Source organism: Novosphingobium sp. NFX11 (genome assembly GCF_057376415.1).
Map to the genome: position 1 here is coordinate 1,874,608 of NZ_CP080384.1, position 16,248 is coordinate 1,890,855.

Below are 16,248 nucleotides of genomic sequence, written 5' to 3' on the forward strand. Positions count from 1 at the left end.
AGCCGCCTCAACCCAACGCCGCGCCGCAGGCTTTGAAGGTCTCCCGGCACAGCGTCATCGCATGACGAAGCCGCGTGCCAGACCTCGACGGTATACGGGGTGCAGGGGTGGTAAACCCCTGCCCCCTCCCTCTTAGGCTGCTTCCGCCAAAGGCCCGCCGATCGAGCAAACCCCATCGACACCCAGCACATGCGCCACCCTGCCCATAGCCATCCAGGCAGCAGTGCAATGCGTCAGATCGACGATCTCAGCATCGGTCATCACGCTCTTGAGCTGCGCCCAGAACGCGTCGTCCTCGGCCAGCCCGCGCGGGTCGGTGCCCATCTTCTGCGAGTACCGCACGGCAAGACGCTCCTTCTCGGTCAGGCTGCCGAGGTCACCGCCGAGCACGGCCTGGTACATGGCCTCGTCAGGCGCGTTGCCCTGCTCGATCACGCCGCCGTCATAGCCCAGAATCCGCAAGTCCCTCTGCGCGCGCCAGTTCATGCAGACGGTGCAGCCGTTGATGACGGCGGTGGCGATGCGGCATGCCTCGAACAGCCGCAGGGGCAGGTTGGAATACTGGTAGGGCGCCATCGCAAAGGCGCCTGAAGCCCGGACGATTTCGGGCGAATACTCAACGGATAGATCGGGAATCGGATTCTGCGGCTGGGGAGCGAGTTCTACGCGCATGGGGCCTCTCCGGTTGCGCCCGGATCTGGCCGGGTCAATGCGGGAGGCTACGCCGACCCTTTAATAAGTCAATCGTGCATGTTTTTTATGGGCTGCAAACGAGACGGGCCGCAGAAGCATATGCTCCTGCGGCCCGCACGTTTCTTCAGCGAAGAAGGCTTGAGATCAGCCGGCGACCGCTGCGGCCACTTCGGCTGCGAAGTCCGTGACTTCCTTCTCGATGCCTTCGCCCAGCTGGAAGCGCACGTAGTCCTTGAGGACGATCTTCGCGCCGGCTTCCTTGCCGGCCTGGTCGACGACCTGCTGGATCGGGGTCTTGTTGTCCATGACGAAGACCTGCGAAAGCAGTGCGTTTTCCTTGGCGTACTTGGCGATCGCGCCGTCGACCATCTTCGCCTGCACGGCTTCGGGCTTGCCCGATTCGGCGGCCTTTTCCTGGGCGATCTTGCGCTCGCGCTCGATCAGCTCGGCGTCGAGGTCTTCGGCGTTCAGGGCCAGCGGGAAGGCAGCGGCGATGTGCATCGCGATCTGCTTGCCGAGACCTTCGAGAACGGCAGCAGGCGCTTCCGATTCCAGAGCAACGAGCACGCCGATCTTGCCGAGGTTCGGCGCAGCGGCGTTGTGCATGTAGGGAACGACGAGACCGGCCGAGACTTCGACGGTCTTCATGCGGCGAACCTGCTGGTTCTCACCGATGGTCGCGACGTTGTTGGTCAGCGCGTCGGTCACGGTGCCGCCGCCCGGGTAGGCCGAGGCCTTGAGGGCTTCGACGTCGTCACCGGCAACGCCGAGCGCGGCTTCGGTGGTCTTGCGCACGAAGTCCTGGAACTGGTCGTTCTTGGCGACGAAGTCCGTCTCCGAGTTGACTTCGACGGCGACGCCCTTGGTGCCGGTCACGGCAATGCCGACCAGGCCTTCAGCGGCAGTGCGGCTGGACTTCTTGGCAACGGCGGCGAGGCCCTTGGCGCGCAGCGCATCGATCGCGGCTTCGATGTCGCCGTTCGTCTCGTCGAGAGCCTTCTTGCAGTCCATCATGCCGGCGCCCGAGCGCTCGCGCAGGGTCTTCACGTCAGCGGCGGTGTAAGCCATCGCTCAATTCCTCTTGATTGAGTGGGGAGCCTTATTCGGGCTCCTTGAAACAGGTGCGCGCCGGGCCACATGGACCCGGCGCGCGACAATTCCGTGACGAAAGTGTCGTCGTGCCGGGCTATTACGCCTCGACAACAGCCTCTTCTGCGACCGGCTCGTCGAACGAACCGCTGTCGGCACCGCTGTCGACCACGGCAGCGCGGCCGCCCTTGGTCGCGGCCTGGGCGATCGCTTCGCAGTACAGGCGCACGGCGCGGCTGGCGTCGTCGTTACCTGGGATCGGGAACGAGATGCCGTTGGGGTTCACGTTGGTGTCGAGAACGGCGACGACCGGGATGCCGAGAACGTTGGCTTCCTTGATCGCCAGCTCTTCCTTGTTGGCGTCGATCACGAACATCACGTCCGGGATGCCGCCCATGTCGCGGATACCGCCGAGCGACAGCTCAAGCTTGTCACGCTCGCGGGTCAGCTGAAGGACTTCCTTCTTGGTCAGACCGGCGGTGTCGCCAGCCAGCTGCTCTTCAAGAGCCTTGAAGCGCTTGATCGAACCTGAGATGGTCTTCCAGTTGGTGAGCATGCCGCCCAGCCAGCGGTGGTTGACGTAGTGCTGGCCGCAAGCGCGTGCTGCCTGAGCGATCGGCTCCTGCGCCTGGCGCTTGGTGCCGACGAAGAGAACCTTGCCGCCGGCCTGGACGGTCGACTGCACAAATTCGAGAGCGCGCGCGAAGAGCGGCACGGTCTGCGACAGGTCGATGATGTGGATGCCGTTGCGCGCGCCGAAGATGTACGGCTTCATGCGCGGGTTCCAGCGGTGGGTCTGGTGACCGAAGTGTGCGCCGGCTTCAATGAGCTGCGACATGGTGACGACAGGTGCCGCCATAGTAGAATTCCTTTCCGGTTGAACCTCTGGAAGGCAGGAACCGCGCGGAAGTCTTTCGACTCTGGCCGCAACAGCACCGGTATGTGCGCCTTCCATGTGGATTGCTCACCTCGAGTCGAACCGGACAATCCGGACAATCTCTTGGCGAACGCGGGGCCCTTAGACGCCTTGGCCATCAAAATCCAGCCCCAATTCGCCGCAAAGGTTTGTCAGTTCACCGTCAAAAAGGCCGATTCCAGCCCTATTCAAGGCTTACCCAGGAACTCGCCGCAGTTGACGGTTTTCTCAAGGCAAAGCTGGTGATAAATTGTCTAACGCAGCAAACATCGGAAATTGCTCAGGTTTCGCGCCAAAAGGGGGCGTCGACAGGATGGGTTGGGGCGAAGCCGGAATAAGAAGGTCGCTCGCACATGACTACCCTTGCATCCATCCTGTTCACACTCGCCGCCGCAGCGGCTGTGCTCACGATCTGGAAAAGCCTGACGACTGCCCTGCCGGGCATCCGCGCGTTGCACGCGATGCTATCGGATAACGCTTCGCCGCCGGTCATCCACGTAAGGACTCTGCCGACCCGAACAGAGGGCCAGACCCGGACATCCCGGCGCCACCGCCGCACGCAGCGCCCCAAGCCGGTCACCCACCGCCTTCATCAATATCCGCACCGCACGCACGTCGCCTGAAAGCACGTCACGCCTGCGGGCTTCAAAAAGCGCTTGACTCGAATGGAACAAAAAGAGAACTAACCCCTATCGGAACATTATTAGAACAGATTCTGGTTTTCCACAAGCTGTCCACAGCCCCCCTGCAGAGTTCAGGCGCCGGGCTCGGGCGAAGGTTCGAAAGGAACGGTCATGACTGTATTCGCCGCCTGTCTCTTTGCCCTCGCCGCGATGGCTTCGGCATTCTCGATCCTGATGACGATCCGCCGCTACGGCCCGAACGCCCTCACCTTTCGGGAACAGCTCGCCGCCTGCCCCGGTACGCTGGTCGTGACATGGAAGGTAATCGAGCGCGTGCAACTGCCTGCGCTTGCTTCGCTTAGAAAGGGTCCTGCCCGTCGTACGCCGGCGCGGCTGGAGTGGCCGGGTACGTCGTCGATTGATCTTGCCGCCTGACCTTGCCGTAAGTGATAAGGCCGACCGGAATCAACAGCAGGTAGACAATCGTCACGGCCGCAAGCGTGAACCAGGGCTCGATCAACAGAGCCGCCACCGTCAGCCCCACCACCGCGAGCACACCAAGCCGCAGATGCGGCGGTGGACGCATGCGGGACCAGGCGAGCGTCGGGATGCTTGAGATCATCAGGAAAGCCACCAGAACCATCCACCCGCTTACAAGGATGGGGTTGGCGAATTCGGGCAGCCGCCCGCTCGCCACCCACAGGTAAAGCGGCAGGAATGTAAGGCCGGCGCCAAGCGGCGCGGGAACACCGGTCAGGAAGCCGGCGGCCTTGTGCGGCTGGTCGAGCATGTCGAGCCGGGCATTGAAACGCGCAAGCCGCAATACGCAGCAGATCGCAAAGGCCAGCGAAGCGATCCAGCCCATGCTGGGAAGCTGATGCAGCGTCCACAAATAGACGATCAGCGCGGGCGCGACGCCAAAGGAAATCGAATCGGCAAGACTGTCGAGTTCGGCGCCGAAGCGCGTCTGCGCCTTGAGCAGACGCGCTGCGCGCCCGTCGATACCATCGAGCAGGCCAGCCAGAATTACGGCCAGAACGGCCTTCTCGAAATCTCCGGCAATGGCGAACCGGATGCCGGTCAAACCGGAGCAGAGCGCCGCCGCCGTGATCGCATTGGGCACCACCGCGCGCATCGACAGGCCGGGAGCCAGACGCCGGCGCGGTACGTCGCCGGGAGCTTCGTCCAGATCTCTGCCCGGCCGATCGTCGATCACTGGGCGATGCCCTCGATCAGCGGCGCACTGCCGAGTTCGGCGAGCACGGTTTCACCGGCGATGATCTTCTGGCCCATCAGGACCTTGGGCTCGACACCCACCGGCAGGTAGACATCAACCCGGCTGCCGAAGCGGATCAGGCCGATGCGCTGGCCGGAAGCGATGATGTCGCCGGGCTTCACGAACGGCACGATGCGGCGCGCGACCAGTCCGGCGATCTGCGTGAAGCAGATGCGCAGGCCATCGCCGCGTTCGACGAGGATGTGCTGGCGCTCGTTCTCTTCGCTCGCCTTGTCGAGGTCTGCATTCACGAACTTGCCGGGAATGTAGATCACCCGCTTGATCGTTCCGCTGATCGGCGAGCGATTGATGTGGACGTCGAACACCGACATGAAGATCGAAATGCGGGTAACCAGGTCGGTCGGCATCGGTGCATTACCGCTACCGTCGTCCATGGTCAGTTCGCGCGGCGGCGAAACCTTGCCGATCAGGGTGACCAGACCATCCGCGGGCGCGACGATCGCGCGCTCGTCCTGCGGCGTGACGCGGATCGGATCACGGAAGAACGCCAGCACGCAGACCGTCAGGACCGCCAGCGGCCAGCCGAACCACGGCCCCCACAGTATCCAGACAATCGCAGCGACGACGCCCGCGATGGCGCCGAACTTGCGACCTTCCTTGTGAATGGCGGGCCATTGCCACGACGCTTCGCCGCGACCTTGATTATCTAGAATGTTTCCGGGCATCGTTCTCGTCTAGCCAGTGTGCACGTGTACCGCAATGCCACCACGCGCCCGTTGTTCCCTGTCCACGGGAAAGCGCGGGTAGAACCCGCTCGCCGCGAACCACGATCTTTCGTAGACCACAGCCAGACGGGAACGGCGCCTCGCACCGAGAGACATCTATTTTCTATGTGAAGACCCGAACGGGACCGGCGTTCATTCGCCGGGTCAGCTGGTGGTGGACAGGGCTGGATTCTGAACCAGCGTACGCTTGCACGGGCAGATTTACAGTCTGCTGCCTTTAACCACTCGGCCACCTGTCCACACCAGTTGCTGGCGGCTGGAAATCCAAGGAAAACCCGGGAAATCCGGCGTTGGTCGAGGCCCCCGAAGGTGCCCCGTTGCCGAGGAGCCGCGCCTTTGCCGAAGCGAGCCTTGCCTGTCAATGCCCTCCCTGTCAGAGGGGGCAAGATTTTTGCATTTACGCTTAGATTTTTCGAAAGGACTACAGATGACCAAGCGTGGCGGACACGTCGGCCCCCAGGGCGGAGACGAAGGCGAAGCCCGCCGGGGTAAGGCGCTGCGCGGCCGTGCGGGCCGGATGAAGAACGGCCGCGGCAGCGGCCGGGCCTCCACGGGCATGGTGCGCCTATGGGGCCGGCACGCCGTCGAGGCCGCGCTCAAGAATCCGGACCGCAGCCACCGCAAGCTTTGGGCGACTCGCGAAGGCGTCGAGATCGCTCGACGGCGAACTGCCCAGCGACTTCCCGGTGGAATGGGCACAGCCCGCCGACCTCGCCCGCCTCGTCGCCAAGGACGCGCCGCACCAGGGTCTCGTGCTGGAATGCGCGCCCCTCGACGACATGTTCCTTGCCGACGTGCTCGATGGCGACCCCGCCCGCCCGGTCGTGGTGCTCGATCAGGTGACCGATCCGCACAACGTCGGCGCGATCATGCGCTCGGCCGCTGCCTTCGACGCCTGCTGCATCGTCACGCAGGACCGCCACGCACCGCCCGAATCGGGCACGCTGGCAAAGTCCGCATCGGGCGCGCTCGAAGTGCTCCCCTGGATTCGCGTGGTGAACCTCGCCCGCGCACTCGAGGAAATCGCCGAAGCGGGCTACTGGCGCATCGGCCTGGATGGATCGGCCGAATCGACGCTCGGAGAGGCCCTTCCCACCGGCCCGGTCGCACTCGTGCTCGGCGCCGAGGGAGACGGAATGCGCCACAACATCACCCAGCACTGCGACGCGATCGCCAAGCTTCCGATCAGCGAGGCCATGGAGAGTCTTAACGTCAGCAACGCCGCTGCCATCGCGCTCTACGCAGCAGCGACCCGCGAGACGGAATAAATCCACCTCAGCGCGTACGGCGTCATGACGCCGTACGCGCTGAGGCGAGCGCTCCAGCAGCTTGGAGTATCGCTTGGTCTCGCTAGGGGCACCTTGAGTGCCGTTGAGTGCCGCCTGAAGCATGCAGCCCAGGCCCAAACGACAAACGCCGCGCCGACCCTGACGGGCTGGCGCGGCGTTTATTCTGGTCGGCCTGCGAGGCGTTGCAGGCCGTCGTCCGTCTTAGTTGACGGCGTCCTTGAGGCCCTTGCCGGCCTTGAACTTCGGCTGGGCCGAAGCCTTGATTTCCATGGGCTCGCCGGTGCGGGGGTTACGGCCGGTCGATGCCTTGCGCTTGGCGACCGAGAAGGTGCCGAAGCCGACGAGACGCACTTCGTCGCCCTTCTTCAGCGCGCCGGTGACCGCGTCGAACACGGACTCGACAGCCTTGGTGGCGTCGCTGCGGGTCAGTCCGCTGGAATCGGCGACTGCGCTGATGAGATCGTTCTTGTTCATTATGGGAACCCCCTTACCTTTCAGTGGAGCGGATGGTTGAGAAATTCTACTCGCCTCGAGAGGGACGGAATTGAGCCGTTTTTCCTGCGGGTGGCAAGGCCCAAATAGAGCCAAAACTCGCAGTTAATCGCGTTTTTCCGCCGTTTTCTCAGAGACAAAGCGTTGTGCGGCGCAGCATCGGACGAAACCCGGCATTGCGACTCGCTTGCAGGACTGATGCTTGGCGATCCGCTGATCATGGATAGCAATGGATCGGAGACACGAAAAAAGGCGGCCCGAATCCGAACCGCCTCTTCGTGCAACCCGGCGGTAAGACCGGGCCGCTGACTTTCGCTTACGCGTTGTCGGTGATACGACGCTCGGCGATGCGGGCGCGCTTACCGGTACGACCACGCAGGTAGTACAGCTTGGCGCGGCGCACGACGCCGCGGCGCACGACCGTGATCGAATCGATGTTCGGCGAGTAGAGCGGGAAAACGCGCTCCACGCCTTCACCGAAGCTCATCTTGCGCACGGTGAAGTTCGAACCCATGCCACGGTTCGAGCGCGCGATGCACACGCCCTCGTAAGCCTGGACGCGGGTGCGGGTGCCTTCGACGACCTTCACGCCGACGCGGACGGTGTCGCCCGGACGGAATTCAGGGATATCCTTCGCAGCCTTGGCGATTTCCTCGGCTTCGATCTGCTGAATCAGGTTCATGAACCCAAATCCTCGTTTTTCGCCGCGCGCCAGAGGCAGGCTGAACCCGAGCGTCCCTGTGACGCTCCCAGAGGTCCGGCCTGCGTGACCGTGTGTCGTCCTCCGCCTGTCGTTTCCGCCAGGCGGCGATCTTCGCATGATCCCCCGATCGCAGCACTTCAGGGATCGTGCGCCCTTCCCACTCAGGGGGTCGGGTATAGTGCGGGTACTCGAGAAGACCGTCCTCGAACGATTCCTCGGTCCCGCTAGAAGGCGCGCCCATTACGCCGGGAAGCAGCCGAATGCAAGCATCGAGTACCATCAAAGCGGCGCATTCTCCGCCGGACAGCACGATGTCGCCGACCGAGACTTCCTCGACCTCGCGGCCCTCGAAGATGCGCTCGTCGAAGCCCTCGAAACGGCCGCAAAGCAGGATAACGCCGGAGCCCTGCGCAAGCTGGCGCACGCGCTGCTGCGAGATCGGCTTTCCGCGCGGCGTCATGGCGATCACCGGTGCGTCCGGATTGGTCGCACGGGCATGGTCGATGGCAGCGGCGAGGATATCGACCTTGAGCACCATCCCCGCGCCGCCGCCCGCGGGCGTATCGTCGACGGTGCGGTGCCTGTCAGTGGCGAAGTCGCGGATGTGGACCGGATCGATAGACCACTTGCCGTCCGACATCGCCCTGCCCGCCAGTGACACGCCGAGAGGGCCGGGGAACATCTCTGGGTAGAGGGTGAGCACGGTGGCGGAGAAAGTCATCGCTCGCCCTTGGCCCGGCACGGCGCGGCAATCAAGGTGCCGGCGACGCCGGCAACGGGCTCAGGCCCGCTCATCGGCCCTGCCTAATTGACACGAAAGCCTGTGTGAAACACCGCCGATTTTCCAAGTTAGCGTTTGATACGATTATCTTTTCATCGACATGGCTGTGACCTTTGGCGGAACCGCAAGGTGACAGATTGGAAAAGCGCGGCATTGGCGTCATGCGGCGCAATGATACCGATCTCGCCCCGTGTAGGACAGAGAGGTCCAGATTGAGCGCGAGGTCGTCCCGGCCCATGCCGGGACGACGAAAAGAGGTGTCACGCCAAGACCCGGCGCGCGCCCGCTGGCGAGCTATTCTTCCGCGAACGCCGCGTTGAGGACGATACGCTCGTCGTTCCATTCGGGCACGGCGGCGGGCGTCATCGGCACCATGAAGCGGCGGCGCTTGCCGTCCTCGCTCACGGGGCGCTCGATCTCCAGCACGTCGCCCGCGCCGAAGTTCTCGACCGCCACGCACGTACCCAGCGCCTCGCCCTCTTCCGAGACGACGGGCAGGCCGAGCAGGTCCGCGTGGTAATACTCCCCTCCGCCAGCGCCGGCATCGCCGAGCGCGGGACGGTGAGCACGGTGCCGCGTAGCTTTTCCGCCGCGTTGCGGTCCTTCACCTCGTCAAAGCGGGCGATCGCGCCGCCCTTGCCGTCGTCCTTCAGCTTCACCACGGTGAGGCTGGAATCGTTGAAGGCGCGGTAGCGCTTGAGCGCCGCCACGCCTTCACCGAACAGCTTGAGGCGAACCTCGCCCATCACGCCGTGCGCGCCGGAAACGGCGGCAAGCGTGACGGGGCGATCCTTCTTGCCGTCAACCAAGGCTTAGGCCTCGGTCGATTCCTCGGCGGCTGCTTCGGGAGCAGCTTCCTCGGCCGGAGCAGCGGCGGCGGCAGCAGCCTCGGCAGCGGCTTCTTCGGCTTCGCGCAGCTTGGTGGCGCGGTCTTCAGCGCGCTCCTTGGCCTTCTTGCCGGGCTCTGCCTGCTTCGGGTTGTTGGTAGCGGCGCGCTCCTTCACACCGGCCTTGTCGAGCAGCCGGGCAACGCGGTCGGTCGGCTGGGCGCCAACGCCGAGCCAGTAACGCACGCGGTCCTCGACCAGACGCACGCGGTTCTCGTCGTCCTTGGCGAGGATCGGGTTGTAGGTGCCGACCTGCTCCAGGTACTTGCCGTCGCGCGGCGCGGTCGCGTTGGCGACGACGATCTTGTAGTACGGGCGCTTCTTGGCACCACCACGCGAGAGACGGATCGAAACGGACATGAGACTTACCTTTCTATAATTCTGGGAATATTTGAGATTATCGTTTCAGGAATTTGCTGAGATCGGCACCGCCGCCACCAAGCCCGGGGAAGCCCCCGGCCGAGGGACCGAGACCGGCACCGCCGAGGCCCGGCATCGCGGCATCGAGGCCGCCCTTGCCGAACATCGCGGCCAGCCCCTTGAGGCCGCCCATCTTCTTGATCTGCTTCATGGCCTTGGACATCTCCAGGTGCATCTTGAGCAGCTTGTTGACGTCCTGGACCTGGGTGCCCGAGCCGTTGGCGACGCGGATCTTGCGCTTGGCGTTGAGCAGTGCAGGATTGCTGCGCTCCTTCGGCGTCATCGAGCCGATGATCGCGTCCATGCGCAGGAGGACGCGGTCGTCCATGCCCGACTGCTGCATCGCCGCCTTGGCCTTCTTCATGCCCGGCATCATGCCCGCCAGCGCGCCGAGACCGCCCATGTTCTGCATCTGCTTGAGCTGCATGCGCAGGTCGTTCATGTCGAACTTGCCCTGCTCCATGCGCTTGGCGAGCGCCTCGGCATCTTCGATCTTGACCGCTTCTGCGGCCTTCTCGACCATGGAGACGATATCGCCCATGCCCAGGATGCGGTTGGCGACGCGGCTGGGGTGGAAGACCTCCAGCGCATCCATCTTCTCGCCGGTGCCTGCGAACTTGATCGGCTTGCCGGTGACGGCACGCATCGACAGCGCCGCACCGCCGCGCGCATCGCCGTCCATGCGGGTCAGCACAACGCCGGTGAGGTCCACCTGCCCCGCGAACGACTGCGCGACGTTGACCGCGTCCTGACCCGTCAGCGAATCGACCACGAGCAGCGTTTCGCGCGGGGTCGAGATGGCGGCGACCGCCTTCATCTCGTCCATCAACTGCTGGTCGACGTGGAGGCGGCCCGCGGTGTCGAGCAGCAGCACGTCCACGGCCTGCAGGCGCGCGGCCTGCATCGCACGGGTGGCGATCTCGGTGGGCTGCTGGCCGGCGATGATCGGGAGCGTGGCGACGCTCACCTGCTCGCCCAGCACCTTGAGCTGTTCCTGCGCCGCCGGACGGTTCACGTCGAGCGAGGCCATCATCACCTTCTTGCCCTGCTTCTCCTTGAGAAGCTTGGCGATCTTGGCGGTGCTGGTGGTCTTGCCCGAGCCCTGAAGGCCGACCATCATGATGACGATCGGCGGCACGGCCTCAAGGTCAAGGCCGGGGGTCTCTTCGCCGCCCAGCGTCTCGATCAGCGCGTCGTTGACGATCTTGACGACCTGCTGGCCCGGCGTGACCGAGCGCAGGACGTTCTGGCCGACGGCCTTTTCCGTGACGGTATCGATGAAGCGGCGCACCACCGGGAGCGCGACGTCGGCCTCGAGCAGCGCGATGCGCACTTCGCGCATGGCATCGAGAACGTCCTGCTCCTTGAGCGCACCACGGCCGCGCAGCTTGTCGAAGACGCCACCAAGGCGATCTGACAGACTGTCGAACATAGGCCGTTCACTCCTTCAAATCCGGCGCGAAACACGCCAAAAACGCCGGTGGGCGAAACCTCGCTGACCGGCGGATGCATGACCTGATAGCAAAAAACGCCAGTGGACGAAACCTCGTCAACCAGCGTGTCGCAATCATGCGAAACTTCAATGTAGCGAAATGGTGGAGCCTAGCGGGATCGAACCGCTGACCTCCTGCATGCCATGCAGGCGCTCTCCCAGCTGAGCTAAGGCCCCAATCATTTCAGCAAGTTAACCCTGGGAGGACCAACCCGTTTCCCTCGTTTTCGGCGTTTCGAAGAAGCGCCTCCGCTTGGGAGGCCGCCATCTACGGGCGGTCTGAAAACTTGGCAAGAGGAAAATTTGCGTGATGTCGATTTTTTCGGCGGCGAGTTTTGAGGCGCTATCGCAGACCGGTTCGCCGCCCCACACCACTGTCCTGCTCCACACTTTTGTCATCCCCGCGAAGGCGGAGACCCAACTGATGCCAGTGCGGGCAGGCGCCTTCAGGAGATGGGTTCCCGCCTTCGCGGGAATGACGAGGAAGGCGGAGCCTAGGCGAGAAGCGAAAGCGCGGCAGCGCGCGCCACCGAACAAGCACCCCAGAACCAGCCGGGGCCGGTTCGCTATAAAGCGGACCGGCCCCGTGTCAGATCAGTTGTCGTGGTCTTCGTCGTCGCCGCCGGCACCGATGCCGAGATCGTCGTCACCGCCGAGGTCCACATCGTTGTCCGGCGAATCGCCGTCGTCATCGATGTCGAGATCCTCTTCGGCCAGATCCTCGTCCTCGGTCTCGACGACTTCCTTCTTCTTCTGGATTTCCTCGTAGGGAATCGGCTGCTTGGACTTGAGCACCGGCTCGGGGGTCCATTCGTTGCCGCATTCGATGCAGGTGACCGGGTCATCCTTGCCCAGGTCGTAGAAGCGGGTGCCGCATTTCGGGCAGCCATGCTTGGCGCCCCATTCAGCCTTGGCCATGGAAAGTCCTCGTCTGGCCCGTTCCGGATGGCGCGGGCAAAGTAAATTGCGTGTCTTGATGGGAAAGCCTGCGCACTTAATCAAGTCTCGCGAGATTAGGCGCGCAAGGCCGCATCAGGGCGCGCGCCTTGCCATAGCGGACAGGCGCTGTCAAAAGCCGCCCCGTTTTTACAGCATTCCAGCCCCGAAAGTCCAACCCCGTGAGCCACGACACCCTGAACATGCGCCCCCGCCGCTTCCTGCCGACCGGGCCGCTCAAAGGGCGAATCCGGGTTCCGGGCGACAAGTCGATCAGCCATCGCTCGATCATGCTGGGCGCGCTGGCGGTGGGCGAGACGAAAGTGACCGGCCTGCTCGAAGGCGAGGACGTGCTTTCCACCGCCGCCGCCATGCGCGCGATGGGCGCCACCGTGACGCGCACGGACGAAGGGGCCTGGACTGTCAACGGCGTCGGCGTGGGTGCGCTGCTCCAGCCCGAAGCGCCGCTCGACATGGGCAATTCGGGCACGTCGACGCGCCTCTTGATGGGCCTCGTCGCCAGCCACCCGATCACCGCGACCTTCATCGGCGACGGCTCGCTCTCCAAGCGCCCGATGGGCCGCGTCATCGATCCGCTTTCCGAGATGGGCGCCAGCTTCGAGGCATCGGAAGGCGGCCGCCTGCCCTCATCCTCAAGGGCGCCAGCCCGGCGGTGCCGATCCGCTACCGCCTGCCGATGGCCTCGGCACAGGTAAAGAGCGCGATCCTGCTGGCCGGCCTCAACACGCCCGGCATCACCACCGTCATCGAGCCGGTGCCCACCCGCGACCACTCCGAGCGGATGCTGCGCGGATTCGGCGCCGACCTCACCGTCGAGACCGATGCCGACAGCGCGCGGGTTATCTCGATCCGGGGCGAGGCCGAACTGAAGCCGCAGACCATTGAGGTTCCGGGCGATCCTTCGTCCGCCGCCTTCTTCATCGTCGCCGCTCTCGTGATCCCGGGCAGCGAAGTGCTGATCGAGAACGTCGGCCTCAACCCCACTCGCGCCGGGATCGTCGAAGTGCTGCGCCAGATGGGCGGCTTCATCGAGGAAGTGAATCCGCGCGAGGTCGGCGGCGAACCGGTCGCCGACCTGCTGGTCAGGCACTCCGCGCTCAAGGGCATCGAAGTCGATCCCGCGATCGTGCCCGCCATGGTGGATGAATTCCCGGTCCTCTTCGTCGCCGCCGCGCTGGCCGAGGGCGTGACCACCACCACCGGCCTTGAGGAACTGCGCGTCAAGGAATCGGACCGTATCTCCGTGATGGCGACCGCCCTCGCCGCCGCCGGTGTCACCGTGCGCGAGACCGAGGAAGGCCTGGTCATCACCGGCTCCGGCGGCGAGCCGCTGGTCGGCACCAACGGCGCCATCGCCACCCACCTCGACCACCGCATCGCCATGTCGATGGCGGTCGCCGGCCTCGCCAGCCGTGCGGGCGTCGAAGTAGACGACGTGCGCCCGATCGCCACCAGCTTCCCCGTGTTCGAGGCGATGCTGGCCAAGCTCGGAACGGGGGCCTGACCGCATGATCATCGCCGTCGACGGACCGACCGCCTCGGGCAAGGGCACGATCGCCAAGGCACTGGCCGCGCACTTCCACTTGCCGCATCTCGACACCGGGCTGCTCTACCGCGCGGTGGGCCACCAGTGCGCGTTGAGCGGCGGCAATCCGGACGATCCGGCAGACGCGCTGGCCGCCTGCACGTTCGCGCCCGAATTGCTCTCCGATCCCGAACTGCGCTCCGAGGCGACCGGCGGCCTCGCCAGCCGCGTCTCGATCCACCCCGCCGTGCGCCAGGCCCTGTTCGAGCGCCAGCGCAGCTTCGCCACCCAGCCCGGCGGCGCCGTGCTCGACGGGCGCGACATCGGCACCGTCATCGCGCCGGAGGCCGAGGCCAAGCTGTTCGTCGTCGCCTCGGTGGAGGCCCGCGCGCAGCGGCGCTTCCTCGAGATGCAGGCGCATGGCCGCGACGCTTCGCTGGAAGAGATCACCGCCGACCTCGCCGCCCGCGACGCCCGCGACAAGGGCCGCAAGGACGCCCCGCTGGTCGCCGCCGCCGATGCGCTGGTGATCGACACCTCCACCCTCAAGCGGGAGGAAGCGATCGCCGCCGCCATCGCCGCCGTGGACGCGCTCGTTCAGTCGGCCTGAGAGAGCCGCCTTTCAATTGCCCCGCGCAGTTCGGGCCGCCTGCCGAAGTGGAACACCGCCTCGGCCAGCACGAACAGCGGGCCGATCAGCAGACCGCGCACGTCGTCGAGGAAAGCGGGCTTGCGCCCTTCCCACTTGTGACCGAGCAGCTGGAATAGCCAGCCCACTACGAACAGGCTTAGTCCCCAGCCCAGCCAGGTCGCGGTATCCTGCTCGGCCAGCTTGCCGCCGATCACCTTGCCCACCGCAAGCACCGCGGCCATGCCACAGGCCAGCCTGCGGTCGAGTGTGAAGTAGAAGCAGCACACCGCGACGATGGCGAAGTCGACGGCTGCAAGGCCGATTCCGGCGATCTCGATCCGGGGCCGCGCCAGCAGCACCTCGACCGCCAGCACGATCATCGGAATGCCGATCATGTGCGTCATGACGTTGCGCCGGTCGCGGTGATACGCCGCATATTGCGCCAGATGGCACACGAGCCGTTCGGACATCTCTTTTCTCCCGAACGGCATGATAGCGGCATGAGAAAATTCAGCCAGCGATGTTGGCGGCCCGATTGCGCGAGAAACGGAATTTCCCGCCCTGCCCGCGAGCGCCGCTCCTGATCGAGCGAAAGCATCGCCTTTGGGAAACCTTGTAATATCTCCAGCGAATAGCCATGTATTCGCCACGCTGTTGCAATTTATTTCGTCGCAACCCTGTCCAGCGGTGTCTCTTCACGATCAAAAATACTTTTCGATCGGCTTTCCTGAGACAGGAAACGTTGCCGCCATTGCCTGGATTTTGACAGCCAGTCACGCGCGGCTCGAAATGGACAACCGCATGATTGCTTATTTCCTGCTCGTTCACCGCTATCCGGCACAGTTCAAGCGGCTCTTCGAGGCCATCTATCAAGCGGGAAATCAATACGTAATTCATGTCGACAAAAGCTCAGGCGAGGCCCTTGCGAATGACATTGCGTCCTTTCTGCAGCCCTATCAGGGGGTCGCAATCCTCGACCCCCAAAATGCGCTGTGGGGTGGCTACAGCCTCGTCGATGCGGAACTGCGCGGAATGGCTCGTCTCCTCGAAATGGACGGTCGCTGGACACATTACATAAATCTGTCCGGCCAGGACTTTCCTCTCAAAAGCCAGAACTACATCCGTCAATTCTTTGCAGCCAATCCGGGCAAGCAGTTCATCCGCGCGCTCGATCAGCGCAAGGAACGGCCTGACACCCTGAATCGCATCAGTCATCGGTTCACCGAAGAGCATGGCAAGCTGACGCCGGGTGCTGCCCGCCCCTACCCCGCGGGCAGCACCCCTTCATCGGCACTCAGTGGAAGGCCGTGACCCGGAGCTTCTGCGCATATGTCTGCCATGATCGGCGAGCCGACTCGTTCAAGACATTCTATCGCAACAGTTTTATCGCGGACGAAGCCTTCTTCCAGACCGTGATGATGAACGGCGGCGGCCACGGCATCGTCATGAACGACGATCTGCGGATGATAGACTGGGTCCCCGATGGCGACATCAAGCTGCGCCCGCGCAATTACGACGAACGCGACATCGACCGCTTGCGGGCAAGTCCAGACCTGTTCGCGCGCAAGTTCGACGCAGAGACCGACACCACGATTCTCTCGCTGCTCGAACGCCATCTGTGCTCGGAAGCGGCGAATATCTACCGTCCGGCGGCCGCATTTTCGCGCCTGCCGGACGCCGTCGCCGCCTGACGGCGCGCTCCATCGAACCAGCACAGGAAGAACGAAT

At 64.3% G+C, this 16,248-nt stretch carries 16 protein-coding genes, 2 tRNA genes and 3 pseudogenes; 6 read left to right on the forward strand and 15 right to left on the reverse strand.

Annotation, left to right across the window (positions count from 1 at the left end; genetic code table 11):
* Positions 1–132: 132 nt before the first annotated feature.
* The 3 genes from KZO24_RS09540 to rpsB all read right to left on the reverse strand — a co-directional run bounded on the left by KZO24_RS09540 (position 133) and on the right by rpsB (position 2,641).
* Positions 133–672 carry a carboxymuconolactone decarboxylase family protein gene (locus KZO24_RS09540; RefSeq protein ID WP_271181721.1) on the reverse strand — a complete coding sequence of 180 codons (540 nt, stop codon included), beginning with the start codon at positions 670–672 and terminating at the stop codon, positions 133–135.
* Between the two features lie 165 nt (positions 673–837).
* Positions 838–1,761, reverse strand: a complete 924-nt coding sequence (tsf, locus tag KZO24_RS09545) for a translation elongation factor Ts (RefSeq protein WP_036522544.1) — start codon at positions 1,759–1,761, stop codon at positions 838–840.
* 121 nt (positions 1,762–1,882) lie between these two features.
* Positions 1,883–2,641: a 30S ribosomal protein S2 gene (gene rpsB, locus KZO24_RS09550; protein WP_271181722.1), complete on the reverse strand. Its 759-nt coding sequence runs from the start codon at positions 2,639–2,641 to the stop codon at positions 1,883–1,885.
* 410 nt (positions 2,642–3,051) lie between these two features.
* On the opposite strand from rpsB, the gene KZO24_RS09555 reads away from it, so the two are divergent.
* Positions 3,052–3,321 carry a hypothetical protein gene (locus tag KZO24_RS09555; protein WP_271181723.1) on the forward strand — a complete coding sequence of 90 codons (270 nt, stop codon included), beginning with the start codon at positions 3,052–3,054 and terminating at the stop codon, positions 3,319–3,321.
* A gap of 358 nt (positions 3,322–3,679) precedes the next feature.
* On the opposite strand, the gene pssA is transcribed toward KZO24_RS09555, so the two are convergent.
* The 3 genes from pssA to KZO24_RS09570 form a co-directional block, all read right to left on the reverse strand.
* The gene (gene pssA / locus KZO24_RS09560; RefSeq protein WP_271182139.1) at positions 3,680–4,456 is read right to left on the reverse strand and encodes a CDP-diacylglycerol--serine O-phosphatidyltransferase; all 777 of its coding nucleotides are present in this window, start codon (positions 4,454–4,456) and stop codon (positions 3,680–3,682) included.
* Positions 4,457–4,533: 77 nt separating this feature from the next.
* Positions 4,534–5,283 (reverse strand): phosphatidylserine decarboxylase, encoded by a 750-nt coding sequence (locus KZO24_RS09565; RefSeq protein ID WP_271181724.1) that lies wholly within the window; start codon positions 5,281–5,283, stop codon positions 4,534–4,536.
* Positions 5,284–5,495: 212 nt separating this feature from the next.
* Positions 5,496–5,582 (reverse strand) — tRNA-Tyr (locus KZO24_RS09570).
* Between the two features lie 278 nt (positions 5,583–5,860).
* Here KZO24_RS09570 and KZO24_RS09575 point away from each other — a divergent pair.
* A pseudogene (locus tag KZO24_RS09575) lies at positions 5,861–6,611 on the forward strand (TrmH family RNA methyltransferase).
* Positions 6,612–6,833: 222 nt separating this feature from the next.
* Here the strand turns inward: KZO24_RS09575 and KZO24_RS09580 are convergent.
* From KZO24_RS09580 to KZO24_RS09615, 8 genes and pseudogenes are all read right to left on the reverse strand, one after another.
* Positions 6,834–7,106, reverse strand: coding sequence for an HU family DNA-binding protein (locus KZO24_RS09580; protein WP_008829169.1), 273 nt, complete (start codon positions 7,104–7,106; stop codon positions 6,834–6,836).
* 334 nt (positions 7,107–7,440) lie between these two features.
* On the reverse strand, positions 7,441–7,806 hold the full coding sequence (rplS, locus tag KZO24_RS09585; RefSeq protein ID WP_008829168.1) for a 50S ribosomal protein L19: 366 nt from the start codon (positions 7,804–7,806) through the stop codon (positions 7,441–7,443).
* Entirely contained in the window at positions 7,745–8,548 is an 804-nt protein-coding gene (gene trmD / locus KZO24_RS09590) for a tRNA (guanosine(37)-N1)-methyltransferase TrmD (protein WP_486486103.1), read from the reverse strand. Before trmD ends, rplS begins: the two co-directional genes overlap by 62 nt.
* A gap of 354 nt (positions 8,549–8,902) precedes the next feature.
* Positions 8,903–9,354 (reverse strand): annotated as a pseudogene (gene rimM, locus KZO24_RS09595) (ribosome maturation factor RimM).
* Positions 9,355–9,420: 66 nt separating this feature from the next.
* Positions 9,421–9,855 (reverse strand): 30S ribosomal protein S16, encoded by a 435-nt coding sequence (gene rpsP / locus KZO24_RS09600; protein ID WP_271181728.1) that lies wholly within the window; start codon positions 9,853–9,855, stop codon positions 9,421–9,423.
* A 37-nt stretch (positions 9,856–9,892) separates the two neighbouring features.
* Complete coding sequence (gene ffh / locus KZO24_RS09605) at positions 9,893–11,347, reverse strand: signal recognition particle protein (RefSeq protein ID WP_036522535.1); 1,455 nt, start codon at positions 11,345–11,347, stop codon at positions 9,893–9,895.
* A gap of 161 nt (positions 11,348–11,508) precedes the next feature.
* Positions 11,509–11,584, reverse strand: a tRNA-Ala gene (locus KZO24_RS09610).
* Between the two features lie 417 nt (positions 11,585–12,001).
* The gene (locus KZO24_RS09615) at positions 12,002–12,325 is read right to left on the reverse strand and encodes a TIGR02300 family protein (protein WP_008829084.1); all 324 of its coding nucleotides are present in this window, start codon (positions 12,323–12,325) and stop codon (positions 12,002–12,004) included.
* Between the two features lie 221 nt (positions 12,326–12,546).
* Here KZO24_RS09615 and aroA point away from each other — a divergent pair.
* Together aroA and KZO24_RS09625 are read left to right on the forward strand one after the other, a co-directional pair.
* Positions 12,547–13,868, forward strand: a pseudogene (gene aroA / locus KZO24_RS09620) (3-phosphoshikimate 1-carboxyvinyltransferase).
* 4 nt (positions 13,869–13,872) lie between these two features.
* The gene (locus KZO24_RS09625; RefSeq protein ID WP_271181729.1) at positions 13,873–14,499 is read left to right on the forward strand and encodes a (d)CMP kinase; all 627 of its coding nucleotides are present in this window, start codon (positions 13,873–13,875) and stop codon (positions 14,497–14,499) included.
* Here the strand turns inward: KZO24_RS09625 and KZO24_RS09630 are convergent.
* Positions 14,487–14,990, reverse strand: a complete 504-nt coding sequence (locus KZO24_RS09630) for an Mpo1 family 2-hydroxy fatty acid dioxygenase (protein ID WP_271181730.1) — start codon at positions 14,988–14,990, stop codon at positions 14,487–14,489. The genes KZO24_RS09625 and KZO24_RS09630 overlap by 13 nt on opposite strands.
* Before the next feature lie 133 nt (positions 14,991–15,123).
* On the opposite strand from KZO24_RS09630, the gene KZO24_RS09635 reads away from it, so the two are divergent.
* Together KZO24_RS09635 and KZO24_RS09640 are read left to right on the forward strand one after the other, a co-directional pair.
* Positions 15,124–15,831, forward strand: coding sequence for a beta-1,6-N-acetylglucosaminyltransferase (locus tag KZO24_RS09635; protein ID WP_486486104.1), 708 nt, complete (start codon positions 15,124–15,126; stop codon positions 15,829–15,831).
* Positions 15,828–16,211 carry a beta-1,6-N-acetylglucosaminyltransferase gene (locus tag KZO24_RS09640; RefSeq protein ID WP_486486105.1) on the forward strand — a complete coding sequence of 128 codons (384 nt, stop codon included), beginning with the start codon at positions 15,828–15,830 and terminating at the stop codon, positions 16,209–16,211. The genes KZO24_RS09635 and KZO24_RS09640 overlap by 4 nt, the downstream gene beginning before the upstream one ends.
* The last annotated feature ends 37 nt before the right edge of the window (positions 16,212–16,248 follow it).

Excerpts from the sequence above, each read along its gene's own strand:
- KZO24_RS09615 (WP_008829084.1), bottom strand. The coding sequence starts at position 12,325 with ATGGCCAAGGCTGAATGGGGCGCCAAGCATGGCTGCCCGAAATGCGGC.
- ffh (WP_036522535.1), bottom strand. The coding sequence starts at position 11,347 with ATGTTCGACAGTCTGTCAGATCGCCTTGGTGGCGTCTTCGACAAGCTG.
- KZO24_RS09630 (WP_271181730.1), bottom strand. The coding sequence starts at position 14,990 with ATGTCCGAACGGCTCGTGTGCCATCTGGCGCAATATGCGGCGTATCAC.
- rpsB (WP_271181722.1), bottom strand. The coding sequence starts at position 2,641 with ATGGCGGCACCTGTCGTCACCATGTCGCAGCTCATTGAAGCCGGCGCA.
- KZO24_RS09555 (WP_271181723.1), top strand. The coding sequence starts at position 3,052 with ATGACTACCCTTGCATCCATCCTGTTCACACTCGCCGCCGCAGCGGCT.
- pssA (WP_271182139.1), bottom strand. The coding sequence starts at position 4,456 with ATGCGCGCGGTGGTGCCCAATGCGATCACGGCGGCGGCGCTCTGCTCC.
- KZO24_RS09580 (WP_008829169.1), bottom strand. The coding sequence starts at position 7,106 with ATGAACAAGAACGATCTCATCAGCGCAGTCGCCGATTCCAGCGGACTG.
- trmD (WP_486486103.1), bottom strand. The coding sequence starts at position 8,548 with ATGACTTTCTCCGCCACCGTGCTCACCCTCTACCCAGAGATGTTCCCC.
- KZO24_RS09625 (WP_271181729.1), top strand. The coding sequence starts at position 13,873 with ATGATCATCGCCGTCGACGGACCGACCGCCTCGGGCAAGGGCACGATC.
- KZO24_RS09540 (WP_271181721.1), bottom strand. The coding sequence starts at position 672 with ATGCGCGTAGAACTCGCTCCCCAGCCGCAGAATCCGATTCCCGATCTA.
- tsf (WP_036522544.1), bottom strand. The coding sequence starts at position 1,761 with ATGGCTTACACCGCCGCTGACGTGAAGACCCTGCGCGAGCGCTCGGGC.
- KZO24_RS09565 (WP_271181724.1), bottom strand. The coding sequence starts at position 5,283 with ATGCCCGGAAACATTCTAGATAATCAAGGTCGCGGCGAAGCGTCGTGG.
- rpsP (WP_271181728.1), bottom strand. The coding sequence starts at position 9,855 with ATGTCCGTTTCGATCCGTCTCTCGCGTGGTGGTGCCAAGAAGCGCCCG.
- rplS (WP_008829168.1), bottom strand. The coding sequence starts at position 7,806 with ATGAACCTGATTCAGCAGATCGAAGCCGAGGAAATCGCCAAGGCTGCG.